Below are 16,877 nucleotides of genomic sequence, written 5' to 3' on the forward strand. Positions count from 1 at the left end.
GTTATTTACGCACTGACTTATTTAATAATTGTCTAGCTCAAATGACAGGCGGCTTTATCTATTGCGCCATAAATGGCTGTTTGGTTTTTATAAAATGCCCACATGGGGTTACCGTAATCATAATGCCACCATTCAGTCGGTAAATTGCTGAATCCTGCTTGCGTCATCGCTTGATACAGCAATCGACGATATCGCGTCGTGGGCATATTTTTTTCTGGGGCTTTTTCTAATGCAGCGGTGTAGGAAAGTTCATTCACTTCATCAAACTCTGTCCCTAAAAACAGTGCGTGACCCGATCCCAAGTCGAAGAGTGTCACATCTACAGCTCCCCCTGTCAGATGCGGAAGAACTTGATTTTTTTCTACGGACGCTGGCGCGACAAACCGCCGTAATAGTTTCCGCTGTTCTTCAACCGATAATTCAGTATATTGCTCTGCGATCTTTACCTGTGTTATCTCTTGCAAGGCTTGCTGAGTTTCCCGCGAGCGCCAGCCATCCAATACCAAAATCCCCAAATGAGCAGGAAGTAATTGTGATGCTATCCTTAATTTTTCGGCCACGCTTTTTCTTACCATACAATATTCAATAGAGCCTTTTATTCCTGCCAGATAATAAACCGGTTTTTGTTTTAATTTCTCCGAATCAGTAATCATTTCTAAAGATTCATGGCATTCATAAATAGGTATTTCATTAATTACTTTCCAATCAAAATCGCTCTCTATCGGGATTTTTTCCGCAGCATTTTTTCCCACGTTTATATTTCCAGAAGAAGTAGATAGCAACATGTTCAACCTTACACTGTGATATTGGTATTGATTTCATTTAAATAACAATATGTTTACAGTTTAGAAACAGAAGTGCTATCCATCAAATTTTATTTATTTTCTATTATTGAGTTAAAGCGCCTTTTATATTCAAAAGGTAATCAGGTGAAATGCCAAATCGTCTGTGACAAAATAAGCCCATTACCTTGATCCCCTAATCTCTGGAGGAGGAATACCGGAACGGTATTCATGACACAACATGACCCAAGACCATCAATTACAAGTAGAAGCCATTAAATGTGGAACGGTTATCGATCATATCCCAGCCCATATCGGCTTTAAGTTATTGTCTCTGTTCAAGCTCACTGAAACAGACCAACGCATTACCATCGGCCTGAATCTGCCTTCCAACCACTTAGGTAAAAAAGATCTGATCAAGATTGAAAACACCTTCCTGACAGCACAACAGGCAAACCAGCTCGCCATGTACGCACCCCATGCGACAATCAATAACATTGAAAATTACGTTGTGGTCAAAAAGATGCCAATCAATTTACCAGATCGGATCGACAGTGTTCTTGTTTGCCCAAACAGCAATTGCATCAGCCATAATGAACCGGTCGATAGCTGCTTCCATGTAATGTCAGCAGACAACGATGTGGTGTTGCGCTGTAAGTACTGTGAGAAAGAGTTTGATCGTCAAGCTGTTATCGATAAAGATTAACCGCCAGTGCAAGTGATTTCCCCGCGCTAAAAACTTAAAAGTCCGGTATCAATTGATGCGGGACAGAGGATCACTATAATGGCGATCCAGAAGATTTTTCCCATTTAGACGTTAAACAGGAGTTTCTAATGTCACGTTCTATCCATACCGAGAATGCACCAGCAGCAATCGGCCCTTATGTTCAGGGTGTTGATCTGGGCAGCATGGTTATCACTTCCGGCCAGATCCCTGTTGATCCAAAAACCGGAGCTATTCCTGAAGAGGTGACCGCCCAAGCCCGCCAATCTTTGGAAAACGTTAAGGCTATTATCGAACAGTCTGGCTTGAAAGTCGCTGATATCGTCAAAACCACGGTATTTGTCAAAGATCTGAATGATTTTGCTGCCGTGAATGCAACTTACGAAGCGTTCTTCACTGAACATAACGCGCCGTTCCCTGCCCGTTCATGTGTGGAAGTTGCCCGTCTGCCAAAAGATGTGAAAATCGAAATCGAAGCTATCGCCGTTCGTCGCTAATTTGTCGTTTCCTCAACCCTGATAACTTTGGTATCAGGGTTATTATTCTTTCTCTGTTTTACTCTTTTTTTCTTGCTGTTTCCCTTTCCCGATAATTCTCTCTTTCTTTGTCTTAGATCAACTTTTTAGGTTGTATACTCGCTCAGCTTCCCACATATTGTGTTTTAATTAAATTAAACTACTATATATAGTATTTATACACAAGATTATCCACACCAAAACAAAAAGTGAGCATCCCTGTTATTTTCGCCTGTGGATAACATATTGAGGAGCCATATTGTGAAAATGGTTATGACGCAACAGGATAGCCATCCAGTTGACGTGAATGAGGGGAATATCGGTGAACAAATTTCCCATGCATGGCACGATCGACTCGATCAAGAGATTCGGGGTCTGATCGAGCAAAGCAATTTCGCTTTGCTCAATGAAAATGCCAATAAAGACAGCAAGGTGATCCCTACCCAGCGTGACTTATTGGCGGGAATTGTCGCCCGACAATATGCCAAACAGCATATGCTGCCACATGATGTGGTGCAGGCTCATGATAAAGGAGAAATTCACTATCATGATCTGGATTACGCTCCGTTTTTTCCTATGTTCAACTGTATGCTGATCGATTTGCAGGGTATGCTGACTAACGGCTTTAAAATGGGCAATGCGGAAATTGAGCCGCCCAAATCCATTTCTACCGCCACTGCGGTCACCGCCCAGATTATCGCGCAAGTTGCCAGCCACATTTATGGTGGCACAACCATTAATCGTATTGATGAAGTCCTCGCCCCTTTTGTGAAAGCCAGTTATAACAAGCATCTGGCAATTGCTAAGGAGTGGAATATTGCAGATCAGGTTGCCTATGCAGAAGCCCGCACGGAAAAAGAGTGTTATGACGCTTTCCAGTCTCTGGAATATGAAGTCAATACACTGCATACCGCCAATGGGCAAACCCCTTTTGTCACCTTTGGTTTCGGGTTAGGAACAACTAAAGAAGCCCGCCTGATTCAAATCTCAATTCTGCGCAATCGCCTTGCGGGTCTGGGAAAAAATCGCAAGACTGCCGTCTTCCCCAAACTGGTTTTTACCATTCGCGATGGGCTGAATCACCGGTTTGGTGATCCCCACTATGACGTTAAATTATTGGCGCTGGAATGCGCCAGTAAGCGTATGTACCCCGATATTCTCAACTATGATCAAGTGATCAAAGTAACGGGATCGTTTAAAACGCCAATGGGCTGCCGCAGTTTTCTCGGTGTTTATGAAGAAAACGGCAAGCAAATTCACGAAGGGCGTAACAATTTGGGGGTTATCAGCCTGAACCTTCCCCGTATTGCACTCGAAGCCAAGGGTAATGAAGTTGATTTTTGGCAATTGTTGGATCAACGTTTGTTACTCGCCAAAAAAGCACTGATGACCCGAATTTCTCGCCTCGAAAATACGAAAGCGCGTGTTGCCCCGATCCTCTATATGGAAGGTGCCTGCGGTGTACGCCTGAAAGCCGATGATAATATTGCCGATATTTTCAAATATGGCCGAGCTTCTATCTCGTTAGGTTATATCGGAATTCATGAAACAATAAATGCGTTATATGGTCATCACATGCATCTGTTTGATGATAAACAGCGCCAGCAAAAAGCCATTGCGATTGTTAAACGCTTACGTAATACCGTCGAACAATGGAAGCAGGAGACGGGTTATGGGTTTAGTTTGTACAGTACGCCAAGCGAAAATTTATGTGATCGCTTCTGCCGTTTGGATATCGCTGAATTTGGCATAATCCAGGGGGTCACCGATAAAGGCTATTACACCAACAGCTTCCATCTGGATGTGGAAAAGAAGGTCAATCCCTATGATAAGCTGGACTTTGAAGCACCCTATCCACCATTAGCAAACGGTGGTTTTATTTGCTACGGCGAGTATCCCAATCTGCAACATAATTTGAAAGCATTGGAGGATGTCTGGGATTACAGTTATTCACGTGTGCCTTACTATGGCACCAATACGCCAATTGATGAATGTTATCAATGTGGTTTTACCGGTGAGTTTGCCTGTACCAGTAAGGGGTTCACCTGTCCCCAATGTGGCAATCATGATCCAGCCCATGTTTCAGTTATTCGCCGTGTTTGTGGTTATCTCGGCAGCCCTGATGCCCGCCCATTCAATGCCGGTAAGCAGGAGGAAGTGAAACGCCGCGTGAAACATCTCGGCAATGGGCAAATAGGTTAATAGCATGAATTATCATCAATATTATCCGGTTGATGTGGTGAATGGCCCCGGAACTCGCTGCACGCTGTTCGTATCAGGTTGTTTGCATCAATGCCGCGGCTGTTACAACCAAAGCACGTGGCGAGTGGATTCAGGCCAGCCTTTTACACAAGCAATTGAAGATCAGATCATCGCTGACCTGAAAGATAGCCGTATTAAACGGCAAGGTTTGTCACTATCTGGCGGTGATCCTCTGCATCCCCATAATGTTCCCTGCATACTGCAACTAGTTAAACGTATACGGAAAGAATGCCCAGATAAGGATATCTGGCTATGGACAGGTTATGTCCTTAATGAATTAAGTAAGATTCAACAAGAAGTAGTCAGTTATATCCATGTGGTGGTGGATGGAAAATTTGAACACGCGCTGTATGATCCCTCGTTAATCTGGCGAGGCAGCCATAATCAAGTTATCCACTATTTAAAATGAAAATTAAGATAAACAAGCAATGGCATTAACGCTGCCAATGCAATTTTTTACCAAAACCGAGAGTGTTATTGACCATTTTGATTTCATTGATATTGAGCTGCCAGATTGGGGATTTGGTTGCCAAAGCGATGGGAAAACGGCGGCAATAACGTACTCTGGCGATGGTTTCAGCTTTACCTGTCAATGGAATGACTTCACCACGAAATTGAACACCCTTGATTTGCGCGATATTGCGTGTTTGGCCGGCAACCGTGCCTGCAACGATAGGATTATTTTGCATCATCTGACCGTGGCGGGTTTCCGGTTCAGTCATAAACCAAAATGCCATGCTATCAGCATCAAAGACATAAAAGCAGTTTGCACACCATAAATCTTGGAAGGAAGAAGTGCAGAGAGTAAATACATGTTGCCTGGCAAGATATTGACTAATTATTAAAATTTCTTTATTTAAATCCATATATTTCCATACCGTTATTTTATTTAAGTCTAACAGAACACGATAGGCGCCTTATCCAGTTACGTATTCTGTATTTGACTCAATAAACCCTGAGGTTTGTATAGAAACACTATAAATTATTTATAAATTTCGGCAACTCCGTTGAGCTGATTCTGACCATTTGCAAAAACAACACGGAAATAGGTTGCACCATATTCATCAGCTTTTTTGGACAACTCTGTAGTTAGGCTATCGAGCGTTTCTGCACCGCTAACTGAAACAAACCCGATTTTTTCTCCCTTAGCATCCTGAACTTCTGTGGCAGCAAAAGAACCGAAGGAAAGCGCACTTAATGCTAAAACAGCGACAATATTTTTTACATTTTTCATATTTTGCTCCTCTACTTATTTTTAAAATGGCGTTAATATTTTGTAACTGTGAGCATGTTATACGCTTATTCAGGATATGATAATTAGCAATTATTGCTATACTAATTCAATTTTTTTGAATAAAAAACACAAATATTAGTGAACCATCGATATATAATTCAATAAATTCATCTTGTTATATTAAAATATCATCGAAGACTCAGCTTATAATTAAATTTATAGATGAAATCCGAATTAATTTTTCATAGAAATTAAATTGTTGGGAATTATTAAAAATAAATAATGAAAACTAAAGTATCTAACTGGTATATCTATCTGATCAGAACCCAGAACGGTGCCCTGTATACCGGAATGACGAGCAATATATCCCGTCGATTTATGCAACATGCTGCCGGAAAAGGTGCAAAATTCTTACGAGGAAAAGGCCCTTTGACGTTGGTCTATCAGAGTCCGGTAAGGGATAAGGGTATGGCATTGAAGGTAGAATATCGTGTGAAAAAACTGAGTAAGCAGCAAAAAGAAAGGCTAGTTATTGACCAGCCTCTCTGCGTAACGACTTATTTAACAAAAATCAATTCATCTGAGAAGTTTTTCACTCAGGTTATGCCCACAGATGAGCAAAATGAGCCGGATAAGTAACCAGACCATGACAGTCTCTCGGTGAAATATCAGCCAGGTGATAGATCAAGAAGTAATCTTCACAATCAGGCCATTGGCAATACACTTGATATTCATTGGCAAGTTTAAAACCAAAACGGTAGTAGTATTCCGGCTCCCCCAGAACGACAACCGCTCCATATCCAAATTCGTTTAGGCTATCCAGTCCTTCATAAACCAATTTTTCACCAAGCCCATGACAACGATACGGTTCCGCTACAGCCAACGGCGCTAAACCTACCCATTGATGATCCTCACCATTGATATCAACAGGCGCGAAACCGGCATAACCAATCACATGGCCTTCATCGTCGGTCGCAACAATACCCAGTGTCAATAAACCATCTTCTCTTAGTTGATGAATTAACTCAGCTTCTGCCGATGTCTCAAAAGATTGACGCAGCAAACGATCAATCCCCATAGCATCAACAGGAATTTCGACCCTGATTAACATGACGATAACGCGCGATCGTACTGATCAGCGCCCTCTTTCTGTCCCACTTTGATCAATTCAGCCAGGCGCAATCGACCAAAGTGAAGGATGGATGGCATAGGTCCCACTTTAATGGGATCCAGCAGATTTTTCACATGTAGCCCCAATTCTGTATTCCCTTCACCCCGTAAACGATGCTGAAAAACAATGTATCAGGAAAGCGATTATCTTGTACACTGATAGTCCCGTGTAAACCAAGCTCCCGCACTTTTACCTTCACCAGCGGATACAAAATACCAGCGCCCATCAGCCAAGAAACTGTTTCAGCATCTGACGCTATAAGCGGTAAAAGGATCACTCGCAATGGGAAAATTGATAATAAATCCCTTATCACAAAACGTCTACAGGGCAAATCGGCAAAAAGCCATACATGACAATCAAATTGTGATTTGATGAATATTATGAAGAAAAGAATTGTTTAATGCGCTGGATAATACAACGAAATTCTTTATTGCGCAGCATACCAACCAAAATGCCCAAAACCATATACATCACACCAAGCAATAACATCATGCCGATATCTTTGTATACATTGTGCAATGGCAATTCCATTTGATTAACCCCTGCTATTGCTTTTGTCGCCCATGTCGAGGGTAATGCCGATGAGATCACCCTGATCCACTCAGGCATCGCCTGAGGCGGCCAGATGGTGCCAGAGATGTAGAAGATAGGCGTAGTAATAAAAGCCAGTGTCAAATAAATCATTTCCACGCTACGCAAGCATTCTGTCACCAATTTTCCTAATCCTAATACCGCTAACAGGAATGGGAATGTCAGCAACAGCACAAGATAAATCGGCGCATCTTGCCGATATCCTAATATCCACGGCCACAGGATAAAAAAGATCACTGACAAGAACAACCAGATAGGGATCAAGGCGGACAATGTTCCCAAATAGACAGGGAGTGGCGGGTTGTTGTCTTTAGGCGTTTCCCGTAGGGTAATACTGACGCGGACACACGCAATTAATAAGGAATGTTGCAATAGCATAATCAATAAGCCCGGAAAGACTATCGCAGCATAGCTGATACCCGGATTAAATAGTGCAATGGTTTCACCTCGAATCGGTTGCAGTAAGGTTTTCACTTGCTCAACGCTGAAACCCGACTTCAAAAGCAACATACCGTTGTACTCTGACAAGAGTTGTTGATAAGCCAGCGCCAGATCCTGTTGGATCTGACCATTGGCAAGACGATTTGTCGCATCACCATAAACCGGTACTGTGACATTCTGTCCACTCAGCAGGCGTTTTTCAAAATCCACAGGTACGATGATAATGGCGAAGATTTTTCGCTGGAGCATGTCACGGCGAGCATTTTCGAGATTATTGTAGCTTTTGGTTTCCACTTTTGCCGTGGAATCAATATGACGGATCAGCACGCGGCTTGCATGGCTATTATCCTTATCGATTACTGCAACCGGTAAGTCCCACAAAGAAGGACGAATGTAAACCAAGCTCATCACACATAACGAAACCATCAATAGCAACCACATGGGTTTTTCCAGCATCCCCAAAAATACATTGCGCAGTGTCTGCCAGTACAACGCCCAATGTGTTTGTCCAGGATTTGGCATTATGCGACTCCTTCTGATTGATTAAGTCGCTTCCATAAGCGATTGCGCACCAAAAGGCCACAAACCGCAGGATAGATCATCAGTATCAGGCAAACATGCAAAATAACCTGTAGTGATACTTCCCGCAGAAAAATATCAAACATGGCATTTAAAGCATGGGTTAATGGCTCAAGCGTGGAAATAATCCTTGCAGGTAATACCATAGATAATTCCGGCACAATCATGCCAGAAAACGCCATCGCAATACTGACCAACATCCCAATCAAAGTGTAAGCGGTGATAACACTGTTGGTGAAGGTAAACAGTAAGAGACCAATGCTTTGCGCAGCAATCACATAGAAGAACCCAACTATCGGCATGTACAACGGATTACCGGCCACTTTTGCATCGAAGAAAACAACCAGAGCGCTTATTTCCACCATCAATAGCAAGGTGAAAATTACAGTATAAGGCGCCAGTTTTCCCAGCAATGCCCCGATGAAAGATTCCGCCCCCAGAAGCTGCTTTCCCCTGGCCATCGTGTAAATAGTGTATGTGACGACAAAAAGCTGTAACAGATGAATGATTGCCGCAAATTGCTGGTAATAAATATAACTGCCGCTGGCGTTAAACAAACTGTCATAAGACAGGGTCGCTTTGGCTAGCGGCGGTAACTGCCGGCCTATTTCCGAAGCAATGATTGTGCGGTATTTTGCATTCGTTACTGCCATCAATCCGCTGAAATCCTGAATTGAGTAGCGTCCTGCTCCATAAAAGAGGGCATTGTAATACATACTCACCGTCGGCTGATTTCCACTCAACGCATCTTTTTCAAAGTCTTCAGGAATATAAAGCAGGGAGTAATCCTGTGCCCTACGCAAACGCTCTATGGATTCAGGTAAGCTATTGTCATAAGATTTGATATCCGCATGGGGTGCCGCATTCAAATTGCGAATCAAGGTACGTGATAACGTGCTCTGGTCGTTATCCACCACTGAAACCGGTAAGTTAAACAAGGTTCCTTCTGAAAAATTAGCGCTAATTAAAATAAACAGCAGCAAAGGAAACAACCAACTCAGCCAGTGAAAAACCGGACTGTGTAGTGCAGCACTCAGTTCTTGCCTAAATCCCTGCCCAAAACTGTTCCACACAGCTTTTGTGTTCATCAAGCCGCACCTTTACTTATCCCAGAGCCATAAGGCACTCATGCCCGGACGTAAACCATCAACGGGTTGCAATGGGTATAACCGAACCTCAAACGTTCTCAGATCAAAATCCCCCGTCGCACGGGTTGCTCGTTTTGTTGCATAATCTCCCATTGGTGCGATATAGCGGATTTCAGCCTCAATTTCTTTATTACCCAATGCAGGTACACGCAATGCAATTTTGTCACCCTTGCGAACGTGCGCCAAAATATCTTCACGCAAGTTATAGACGAAATACGCCTGCGAAATACGTACCAATGTTGCCAGCGGACTATTAGCATTAAAAAGTTGCCCCACTTCTGCAGGTAATGGCCCAACTTCACCATTAACAGGTGCTTTGACTTGCAGATCATCACGCTGTATTTTCAATTCACGCAGATTTTCTTCTGCTTCATTCAATGCGGCCTGAAACTGCTGTCGTAACTCTATGCGGTCTCCATTTTTCCCTTCATCCAGCTCCGCTTTAGCGCCAAGCATTTTCTGATAGGCAATATCTCGTGCGTTATGCGCATTATCCATATCACTGGCAGATACATAGCCTTTGGTTGACATATTTTTGAGACGATCAAATTCACGTTTTGCGTTTATATACCCTGATTGAGACTGCGCAAATGCAGCTTCTAAATTTCGGATATTTTCCTCACGCGTCCCACGCAGGGATAATTCGAGTTTTGCTTTCGCTTGATCGCGTACCGCTTGCGCTGCGGCAACTTTCGCCGCCAGTTCCGGGCTATCAAGACTCACCATTAGTTGCCCTGCTTTGACACTATCTCCCCGTTCAATATGAACCTTAACGACTCGCCCCATGGCCTTGGAAGCAATGATAACTTCTGGTGCATCAACCTCTCCCTGTAACAAAAGCTCCTGACTGTGAGAACGGAAAAGCACAGCCATTGCGATCAGGAATATGATCAATAAAATTGTGAAAAGTGTTCTTTTCTTCATTATGTTCTGTAAGCCCTAAGCGTACTATCAGTTCAAAATCTATCAGGTCAGCATGCCCGATAAATTAACAGCTCATCCCGATGTTAGTCACAGTGCCAGACAAGGTGTCGGAAACAGCATAATTTCGCCTAAATATTCCTCACTGCCTAAATTTTAGCACCTTTAAGGAAAACCCCATGAATTAGTTATAAATATTACTATTTGGCATATTACCGCCAATAAATAAGAAGATAACGATGAAAAATACCACAATAATAGTATTATATTTTTAACAAATGCAAAACATTTAACATGTCACCACGCAAAAACGCTCTTATCGCAATCCGCTATTTTCTCCTATTTCCTATTCTATTCAGACAAAACGATTGATAACAAAAGTCATATTGATCAAAAAATGATTTTATGTTGGAATAAAAAACCCCATAAAGGCAAAACGTCAGATCAATAATCTGATTGTTAACTATTAAGTAGAGTTTGTTAACTATTTTGTGATGTTTCAAATCAGGCATTGCCGTGTTGTCATCTCTTTATTGCGTCACGCTCTGGCGTTTTGCTTCCTGATTACACGACTAATGGCAGGCAGTAAATAGAAGGTAATATCCTGAAATGGATAAATTTACTGTTGGCTATCGCCTAGTGTTTTTTTATTGTTATAGGTTTATAGCTATGAACAAAAAATCTGACAAGCCGTGGCTACCGCATCAGCAATATTTGGTGAAACGTGTAGCTTGGGTAAACATTATGACCCAACTTGCATTTCCCGTTGCTGGTGCATTCACCCCCGCTATTGCTGCCGCCAAAACTCACTTCGCTTTTCAAAATATAAAATGGGATTTACCAACAGAGCCTTATATCCTCAAATCAGGAGAAACAGTCAGTATCGTCGCCAAACGTTATGGTTTAACTGTTTATGACTTAAAAAAAATCAACCAGTTGCATACTTTTAATCAGCCTTTTTTCACACTTGGCGTTGGCAGTGAGATTAGTGTTCCAAAACCTCGAAACAATAAGTTTCTCCCTTTTAACTATCCCTCAGCTAACTTTTCCTCATTAGAAAGATCTTCATCAGAACAGCCTGCGTTAAAGCCATCTTTATCAGATAAAACGTCTATTTCAGAAAGCAAGGTTTCAATGACAGATGAAAGTGCTGCTATTACAGACGACAACACTCGCCATCTGGCTGAGATTTCCTCGCGAGTAGGTCAATTACTGACTGGCAACAACATGAAAAATAATGTGGAAGGTCAATTAAACAGTCTGGTCATAGGAAAAGCCAATCAGAAAATTCAAAATTGGTTGGGACGCTACGGCACAACTCGTGTACAACTTAATATGGATAATCATGGCCATTTGAATGACAGCCAATTTGATATGTTATTGCCGCTGTATGATAACTATCACCAGATGATTTTTACACAGTTCGGCCTTCGCCATATTGATAAACGCAATACCGCCAATATTGGATTTGGACAACGTCATTTCTTTGATGACTGGATGCTGGGCTACAATGCTTTCTTTGATCACGATATCACTGGCAATAATAGCCGACTCGGTCTTGGGGCAGAATATGCCCGCAATTACCTGAAATTAGCGGCTAATGGCTATATTCGCTTAAGTAATTGGAAAGAATCCCGCCTTTTGACCGATTATGATGAGCGTCCCGCCAATGGCTTCGACCTGAGAATACAAGGTTATTTACCTTCTTTACCACAACTCGGTGGTAAGTTGATGTATGAACAATACTTCGGGGATGAAGTTGGGCTTATGAGCCAAGACCATCGCCAGAAAAATCCCGTTGCTTTAACTTTCGGGATTGATTACACGCCCGTTCCATTGCTGACTTTCGGTGTTGACCGCAGACAAGGTATGTCCGGTGGTGGGGAAACACAATTCAATATCGCGCTAAATTATGAGATTGGTACGCCATGGGCCAAACAACTTGATCCAGATGCCGTAACATTTAAACGTTCTCTGCAAGGCAGCCGTTATGATTTAGTCGATCGCAATAACCAGATCGTTTTGGAATACCGCAAACGTGAAGTGATCTCTCTGACAATAGATAATCTGATTATTGGTCATGCGAAAGAGAACAAACCTCTCCATATCAGTGTCAACAGCAAATATGAGTTTAAAGATATTAAGTGGGATGCAACAGACTTTTTCGCCAATGGGGGTAATATCCAACACCAAGGCGGCACACACTACCTGTTAACCTTGCCCAAATATCAATCTCCGGGTAACAACACCTACACAGTGGGAGCAACCGCTTATGATGAGCGCGGCAATGTCTCCAAACGTGCCGAAATGAAAGTACAAGTGCTCCCCACCGCCGTTAGCGCCAATAAATCCACCTTCTCGACAAAAGACAAAGAGTTATTGGCAGATGGTCATGCCACTACCCTCCTGACATTAATGTTGAAAGATAAAAATGATAACCCCATCCGCGTAATTGCTTCAGACATCAAATTGCTCTCAAGTGGGTTAAGTGGGAATGGCAGTGACCCGAAGATCGATCAAATGAAAGAAGTTCGTCCAGGTGTTTATGAATCCAGGCTTACTGCTGGAGAAAAGACCGGAGTACTGAAAATCACTCCAGAAGTAGAGGGTGTTATCATTGAGCCCGTCGAGATCATGTTCGTACATCCTGAAGCGCCAATCGTCACAAATTTGACTCTGGTTGGTAAGTTAGAGATAGGGCAGACACTAAGTGCCACCTATATCTTTAATGCGAATCATGGTGACGAAACGGATAAATCGATCTATGTATGGGGCAATAAGGGCAACACTGACATAACCAAAGGGCATACAATAACAGAATCGGGTAAGATCCCTGGCTATACATTGACACTGTCAGATGCCGGTAGGGTGAAAGAGATTGCTGTTCGGGCAAAAAATGCAATGGACCGTATCGGCAATACACAGAGCGTTGATACCAGCATGAGTACCGATCAAGGAAACCATACTCATGATGGTGGAGAAGGGGGAACGGTCAGAGGGCTAGCTGACGATATGACGATCACAGTAAGCACTGATAAGGTTAAAAACCATGAACCGATCATACTGAAAATCAAAACGCTAAATCACGAACAACCTGCCCAAAATGTCGCAGTCAAAGTTAACGCCATCAAGGCAGTGAATCGTCAGAATGCTACTGAGAAAATCACGGCTTTACTGAAAGGCCAATCAGGTACGTACCAAGGTTTCACGGACGATCAAGGTGTTTTGTCTATTGCCGTGACCGATCCAAGCGGGCCTGGCGTGAAGACGACATTATCTATCTCAGCGGATGGTCCCGCTGCCTCGCAAACTAAAGATGTCATTTTTACTGTGGCTACCAGCCCAGACGTTTCCGTAGCTAATTTTTGGGGGCATATGGCTGATACCGTTGTGGCCGAAAATGGCGTTGTCTTTGAGCGCCCTCGATTGCAAGCAGAACTAATGATTAATCATTTATTCGCTGAGGACACTTATACCGAAAGTGGCGAAATATGGCCGCGCCGTCACGCAATAGGAGCCGCATGGTACTGTAAGAAAACACATAACAAGTTGCCAACAAAAGAAGATTTGATGGCTCTGTACCGCGCCCATCCAAACAATGCAATGCACGACCAACTTGGTTGGCCCGAACATCGCTCCTATCGTTCTGCAACGATAGGGAAAGACGAAAAAGGAAGAGATGAACATTACGCTGTGAATATAGACGAAGGATTCGAACACGTTATCAATGATGAAGTCTTTGATTACGTTATCTGTAAGGAATAACACTATTCAGTTAAGGATGTTTTGATTGAATGGGATAGCGGATTTTCGACAGACAAACGGCCCGATTTTTGGGCCGTTTTCTTTTCTCAGGCAAAATATATCGCTTAACCCTTTCCCTCAGTGTCCGGATAAAAAAGCCATCATTAAGATGGCTAATAATAATGAGACTTAACTGTTGCGCCGATAGCTGAAATCGAGCTGAAAACCGCAGGCTTTTGCATAATTTACCAGCGTACTCAAAGTTGGGTTGCTTTTTCCTTTTTCCAGCCGGGAAATATTGCTTTCTTTCGTTCCCATTCGAGCAGCAACTTGCTGTTGAGTTAATTTCGCCTCAGTGCGCATACTAAGCAATGTATTGATGAGTTCGAACTCATCATTTAATTCATCATAAGCCTGTTTCACTTCTGGGTTTTGTAATGCTTTAGCTTTAAGGGATTGTAATTGACTCATTTTTTCACCTCTTTCATACGGCTTTTGGCTAAGTCTAAATCTTTCTTAGGTGTTTTCTGGCCCTTCTTAACAAAAGCATGGAGAATGCAGATATTCGAGCCATCAAGGTAACAGAATAAGCCGCGTCCAATACCTTCCTGCGCTTTTGCCCGTAGCTCAAACAAGCCATTACCCATAAGGTTAGCACCATGCCGTTCCATTAATTCGAGCAATTTTAGCATTTTTGCTTGAATTTTAGGGGGCATATCCAGAATGCTATCCATTACTCCGTAGTAAAAATCAATATTCCAGCTCATTTTACCTTTCGTATTTGTCATATATGATAGGTATTCGAGATTCAATATTACCTTATCATTTGTGATAAGGTATTTATTATCGTATATGATAAGTCACATTGAGTCAACTGGATGATGAAAACACCTACTCCATGAAGAATGGATACGCATATACCTTTGCCCCTGATATCCATTGGTAGAGTGGACGACCACATTACTCCCAATATTGACGGTATTTAATTCAACCTCTGATAATAGTGCGTAAAATTTATTTATCGTTATTAATCACGAACTTTGAACATAAAATGAAAAAATATGTACGAATTTAACCTCGTGTTGTTATTACTTCAGCAGATGTGTGTCTATCTGGTGATCGCTTGGCTGCTGAGTAAAACCCCTCTGTTTATTCCCCTATTGCAAGTGACTGTCCGTTTACCACATAAGTTGATGTGTTACGTGATTTTTTCCATCTTTTGCATTATGGGCACCTATTTTGGGTTAAATGTTAATGATTCAATTGCTAATACCCGCGCGATTGGGGCTGTATTGGGAGGCTTTCTCGGCGGGCCAACCGTTGGGGCAATGGTAGGATTCACTGGAGGATTGCACCGTTATTCTCTCGGTGGTATGACCGCATTTAGCTGTATGGTATCCACCATTGTAGAAGGGATACTCGGCGGTCTGGTGCATATTTATTTGATGAAAAAAGGACAGATCAATAAATTATTGAACCCGTGGACGGCCGCCATTATCACTTTCCTTGCTGAATGTAACCAAATGGGCATTATCCTGCTACTTGCCAATCCTTTCAGTGAAGCACTGAGTTTGGTGAAAGATATTGCAGCCCCCATGATCATTGCTAATAGTATCGGGGCAGCTATGTTTATCCGTATCTTATTGGACAGACGCGCCATTTTCGAAAAATACACCAGCGCTTTTTCTGCCCAAGCGCTAAAAATTGCCGTCTGTACCGAGGGAATTTTACGTAAGGGATTCAATGAAGATAACAGTATGCGCGTGGCAAAAGTGATCTATCAGGAGCTAGAGATCGGGGCTGTCGCGATTACGGATAGGGAGAAGTTACTGGCGTTTATTGGTATCGGCTCAGATCACCATTTACCTGGCACACCGATTGCCTCCAAACAGTCTCATCGTGCCATTGAAAATAATGAAGTTGTGTATGCCGATGGTAATGAAACGCCTTATTGCTGTTCCCTTAATCCAACCTGCAAACTTGGTTCCGCTCTGGTGATCCCTTTACGGGGGGAAAACCAACAGGTTATTGGTACGATCAAACTATACGAAGCTAAGAATCGTCTATTCAGTTCCATCAATCGCACATTGGGAGAGGGAATTGCCAGCCTGCTCTCTGCTCAAATTCTTGCTGGCCAGTATGAACGGAATAAACAATCTTTGCTGCAATCAGAAATAAAGCTCCTTCACGCGCAAGTGAATCCTCACTTTTTATTTAATGCCTTAAATACACTGCAAGCTGTTATTCGTCGGGATAGCCAGCAGGCAGGCCAGCTTGTGCAATATCTCTCAACATTTTTCCGTAAGAATTTAAAGCGACCCGAAGATGTTGCCACGCTGGAAAATGAGCTAGAGCATGTAAACGCTTACTTACAAATTGAAAAGGCTCGTTTCCGTGAGCATCTCCAGATTGCTATCGAGATACCTGAATTCTTACGCGATGCACGGTTACCTGCTTTTTCCCTCCAACCAATGGTAGAAAATGCCATTAAACATGGCACATCACAGTTACTGGATACAGGAAGAATTACGATTAGAGCCTATCAAGAAGACCAATTGTTATTGGTAGAGATTGAAGATAATGCAGGGCTATATTGCCCCAAAAAAGTGGGGGATGAGGGTCTTGGGATGAGCTTAGTAGATAAACGTCTGCGGCTTCGTTATGGTAAACAGTATGGGGTGAGAGTTGATTGTCAACCAGAAAAATTTACCCGTATCATTTTGTGTTTACCATTAGAAAAAAAACAGGCTAAAAAAGCGGCGTAA

General features: G+C 42.6%; 17 protein-coding genes. 7 read left to right on the forward strand and 10 right to left on the reverse strand.

All coding sequences use genetic code 11. From position 1 onward, the window contains the following. Positions 1–32: 32 nt before the first annotated feature. Positions 33–752, reverse strand: a complete 720-nt coding sequence (locus Xish_RS06435; protein WP_167383233.1) for a M15 family metallopeptidase — start codon at positions 750–752, stop codon at positions 33–35. Positions 753–1,023: 271 nt separating this feature from the next. Between Xish_RS06435 and pyrI the strand changes: the two genes are divergently transcribed. The 4 genes from pyrI to nrdG all read left to right on the forward strand — a co-directional run bounded on the left by pyrI (position 1,024) and on the right by nrdG (position 4,692). Next, positions 1,024–1,488 carry an aspartate carbamoyltransferase regulatory subunit gene (pyrI, locus tag Xish_RS06440; RefSeq protein WP_099117189.1) on the forward strand — a complete coding sequence of 155 codons (465 nt, stop codon included), beginning with the start codon at positions 1,024–1,026 and terminating at the stop codon, positions 1,486–1,488. Between the two features lie 128 nt (positions 1,489–1,616). Then, positions 1,617–2,003, forward strand: coding sequence for a 2-iminobutanoate/2-iminopropanoate deaminase (ridA, locus tag Xish_RS06445; RefSeq protein WP_099117190.1), 387 nt, complete (start codon positions 1,617–1,619; stop codon positions 2,001–2,003). 285 nt (positions 2,004–2,288) lie between these two features. Continuing rightward, a complete protein-coding gene (gene nrdD, locus Xish_RS06450) occupies positions 2,289–4,223 on the forward strand; it encodes an anaerobic ribonucleoside-triphosphate reductase (RefSeq protein WP_341865769.1) in 1,935 nt (644 codons plus the stop codon). A 4-nt stretch (positions 4,224–4,227) separates the two neighbouring features. After that, complete coding sequence (nrdG, locus tag Xish_RS06455) at positions 4,228–4,692, forward strand: anaerobic ribonucleoside-triphosphate reductase-activating protein (RefSeq protein WP_099117191.1); 465 nt, start codon at positions 4,228–4,230, stop codon at positions 4,690–4,692. Positions 4,693–4,717: 25 nt separating this feature from the next. Here nrdG and Xish_RS06460 read toward each other — a convergent pair whose 3' ends face one another. Beyond that, the gene (locus Xish_RS06460; protein ID WP_099117192.1) at positions 4,718–5,149 is read right to left on the reverse strand and encodes a YhbP family protein; all 432 of its coding nucleotides are present in this window, start codon (positions 5,147–5,149) and stop codon (positions 4,718–4,720) included. Positions 5,150–5,265: 116 nt separating this feature from the next. After that, positions 5,266–5,517 carry a multiple stress resistance protein BhsA gene (gene bhsA, locus Xish_RS06465; protein WP_099117193.1) on the reverse strand — a complete coding sequence of 84 codons (252 nt, stop codon included), beginning with the start codon at positions 5,515–5,517 and terminating at the stop codon, positions 5,266–5,268. Between the two features lie 282 nt (positions 5,518–5,799). Here bhsA and Xish_RS06470 point away from each other — a divergent pair, with 282 nt between their 5' ends. Next, entirely contained in the window at positions 5,800–6,156 is a 357-nt protein-coding gene (locus tag Xish_RS06470; protein ID WP_099117194.1) for a GIY-YIG nuclease family protein, read from the forward strand. Here Xish_RS06470 and Xish_RS06475 read toward each other — a convergent pair. The 5 genes from Xish_RS06475 to Xish_RS06500 form a co-directional block, all read right to left on the reverse strand. Further along, positions 6,119–6,628, reverse strand: a complete 510-nt coding sequence (locus Xish_RS06475; protein WP_099117195.1) for a GNAT family N-acetyltransferase — start codon at positions 6,626–6,628, stop codon at positions 6,119–6,121. The two genes, Xish_RS06470 and Xish_RS06475, sit on opposite strands and share 38 nt — an antisense overlap. After that, the gene (locus Xish_RS06480; protein ID WP_244185946.1) at positions 6,622–6,762 is read right to left on the reverse strand and encodes a hypothetical protein; all 141 of its coding nucleotides are present in this window, start codon (positions 6,760–6,762) and stop codon (positions 6,622–6,624) included. Before Xish_RS06480 ends, Xish_RS06475 begins: the two co-directional genes overlap by 7 nt. Before the next feature lie 304 nt (positions 6,763–7,066). Continuing rightward, a complete protein-coding gene (locus Xish_RS06490) occupies positions 7,067–8,242 on the reverse strand; it encodes an ABC transporter permease (protein ID WP_099117197.1) in 1,176 nt (391 codons plus the stop codon). Then, complete coding sequence (locus Xish_RS06495; RefSeq protein WP_099117198.1) at positions 8,242–9,387, reverse strand: ABC transporter permease; 1,146 nt, start codon at positions 9,385–9,387, stop codon at positions 8,242–8,244. Before Xish_RS06495 ends, Xish_RS06490 begins: the two co-directional genes overlap by 1 nt. A 12-nt stretch (positions 9,388–9,399) precedes the next feature. Next, positions 9,400–10,371 carry an HlyD family secretion protein gene (locus Xish_RS06500; RefSeq protein WP_099117199.1) on the reverse strand — a complete coding sequence of 324 codons (972 nt, stop codon included), beginning with the start codon at positions 10,369–10,371 and terminating at the stop codon, positions 9,400–9,402. A 666-nt stretch (positions 10,372–11,037) separates the two neighbouring features. Here Xish_RS06500 and Xish_RS06505 point away from each other — a divergent pair. Continuing rightward, positions 11,038–14,133 (forward strand): inverse autotransporter beta domain-containing protein, encoded by a 3,096-nt coding sequence (locus tag Xish_RS06505; RefSeq protein ID WP_099117200.1) that lies wholly within the window; start codon positions 11,038–11,040, stop codon positions 14,131–14,133. A gap of 168 nt (positions 14,134–14,301) precedes the next feature. Here the strand turns inward: Xish_RS06505 and Xish_RS06510 are convergent, their stop codons facing one another. Beyond that, complete coding sequence (locus tag Xish_RS06510; RefSeq protein ID WP_099117201.1) at positions 14,302–14,583, reverse strand: helix-turn-helix domain-containing protein; 282 nt, start codon at positions 14,581–14,583, stop codon at positions 14,302–14,304. Next, complete coding sequence (locus Xish_RS06515; protein WP_099118692.1) at positions 14,580–14,879, reverse strand: type II toxin-antitoxin system RelE/ParE family toxin; 300 nt, start codon at positions 14,877–14,879, stop codon at positions 14,580–14,582. The genes Xish_RS06510 and Xish_RS06515 overlap by 4 nt, the downstream gene beginning before the upstream one ends. A gap of 294 nt (positions 14,880–15,173) precedes the next feature. On the opposite strand from Xish_RS06515, the gene Xish_RS06520 reads away from it, so the two are divergent. Beyond that, a complete protein-coding gene (locus Xish_RS06520) occupies positions 15,174–16,877 on the forward strand; it encodes a sensor histidine kinase (protein ID WP_099117202.1) in 1,704 nt (567 codons plus the stop codon).

This window comes from Xenorhabdus ishibashii (genome assembly GCF_002632755.1).
GTDB lineage: Bacteria > Pseudomonadota > Gammaproteobacteria > Enterobacterales > Enterobacteriaceae > Xenorhabdus > Xenorhabdus ishibashii.

Bases quoted from the DNA above. Each gene is read 5' to 3' on its own strand.
- Xish_RS06460 (WP_099117192.1), bottom strand. From the start codon at position 5,149: ATGGATTTAAATAAAGAAATTTTAATAATTAGTCAATATCTTGCCAGG.
- ridA (WP_099117190.1), top strand. From the start codon at position 1,617: ATGTCACGTTCTATCCATACCGAGAATGCACCAGCAGCAATCGGCCCT.
- Xish_RS06510 (WP_099117201.1), bottom strand. From the start codon at position 14,583: ATGAGTCAATTACAATCCCTTAAAGCTAAAGCATTACAAAACCCAGAA.
- nrdG (WP_099117191.1), top strand. From the start codon at position 4,228: ATGAATTATCATCAATATTATCCGGTTGATGTGGTGAATGGCCCCGGA.
- Xish_RS06520 (WP_099117202.1), top strand. From the start codon at position 15,174: ATGTACGAATTTAACCTCGTGTTGTTATTACTTCAGCAGATGTGTGTC.
- Xish_RS06495 (WP_099117198.1), bottom strand. From the start codon at position 9,387: ATGAACACAAAAGCTGTGTGGAACAGTTTTGGGCAGGGATTTAGGCAA.
- Xish_RS06475 (WP_099117195.1), bottom strand. From the start codon at position 6,628: ATGTTAATCAGGGTCGAAATTCCTGTTGATGCTATGGGGATTGATCGT.
- Xish_RS06515 (WP_099118692.1), bottom strand. From the start codon at position 14,879: ATGAGCTGGAATATTGATTTTTACTACGGAGTAATGGATAGCATTCTG.
- nrdD (WP_341865769.1), top strand. From the start codon at position 2,289: ATGGTTATGACGCAACAGGATAGCCATCCAGTTGACGTGAATGAGGGG.
- Xish_RS06490 (WP_099117197.1), bottom strand. From the start codon at position 8,242: ATGCCAAATCCTGGACAAACACATTGGGCGTTGTACTGGCAGACACTG.
- Xish_RS06500 (WP_099117199.1), bottom strand. From the start codon at position 10,371: ATGAAGAAAAGAACACTTTTCACAATTTTATTGATCATATTCCTGATC.
- pyrI (WP_099117189.1), top strand. From the start codon at position 1,024: ATGACCCAAGACCATCAATTACAAGTAGAAGCCATTAAATGTGGAACG.
- Xish_RS06505 (WP_099117200.1), top strand. From the start codon at position 11,038: ATGAACAAAAAATCTGACAAGCCGTGGCTACCGCATCAGCAATATTTG.
- bhsA (WP_099117193.1), bottom strand. From the start codon at position 5,517: ATGAAAAATGTAAAAAATATTGTCGCTGTTTTAGCATTAAGTGCGCTT.
- Xish_RS06470 (WP_099117194.1), top strand. From the start codon at position 5,800: ATGAAAACTAAAGTATCTAACTGGTATATCTATCTGATCAGAACCCAG.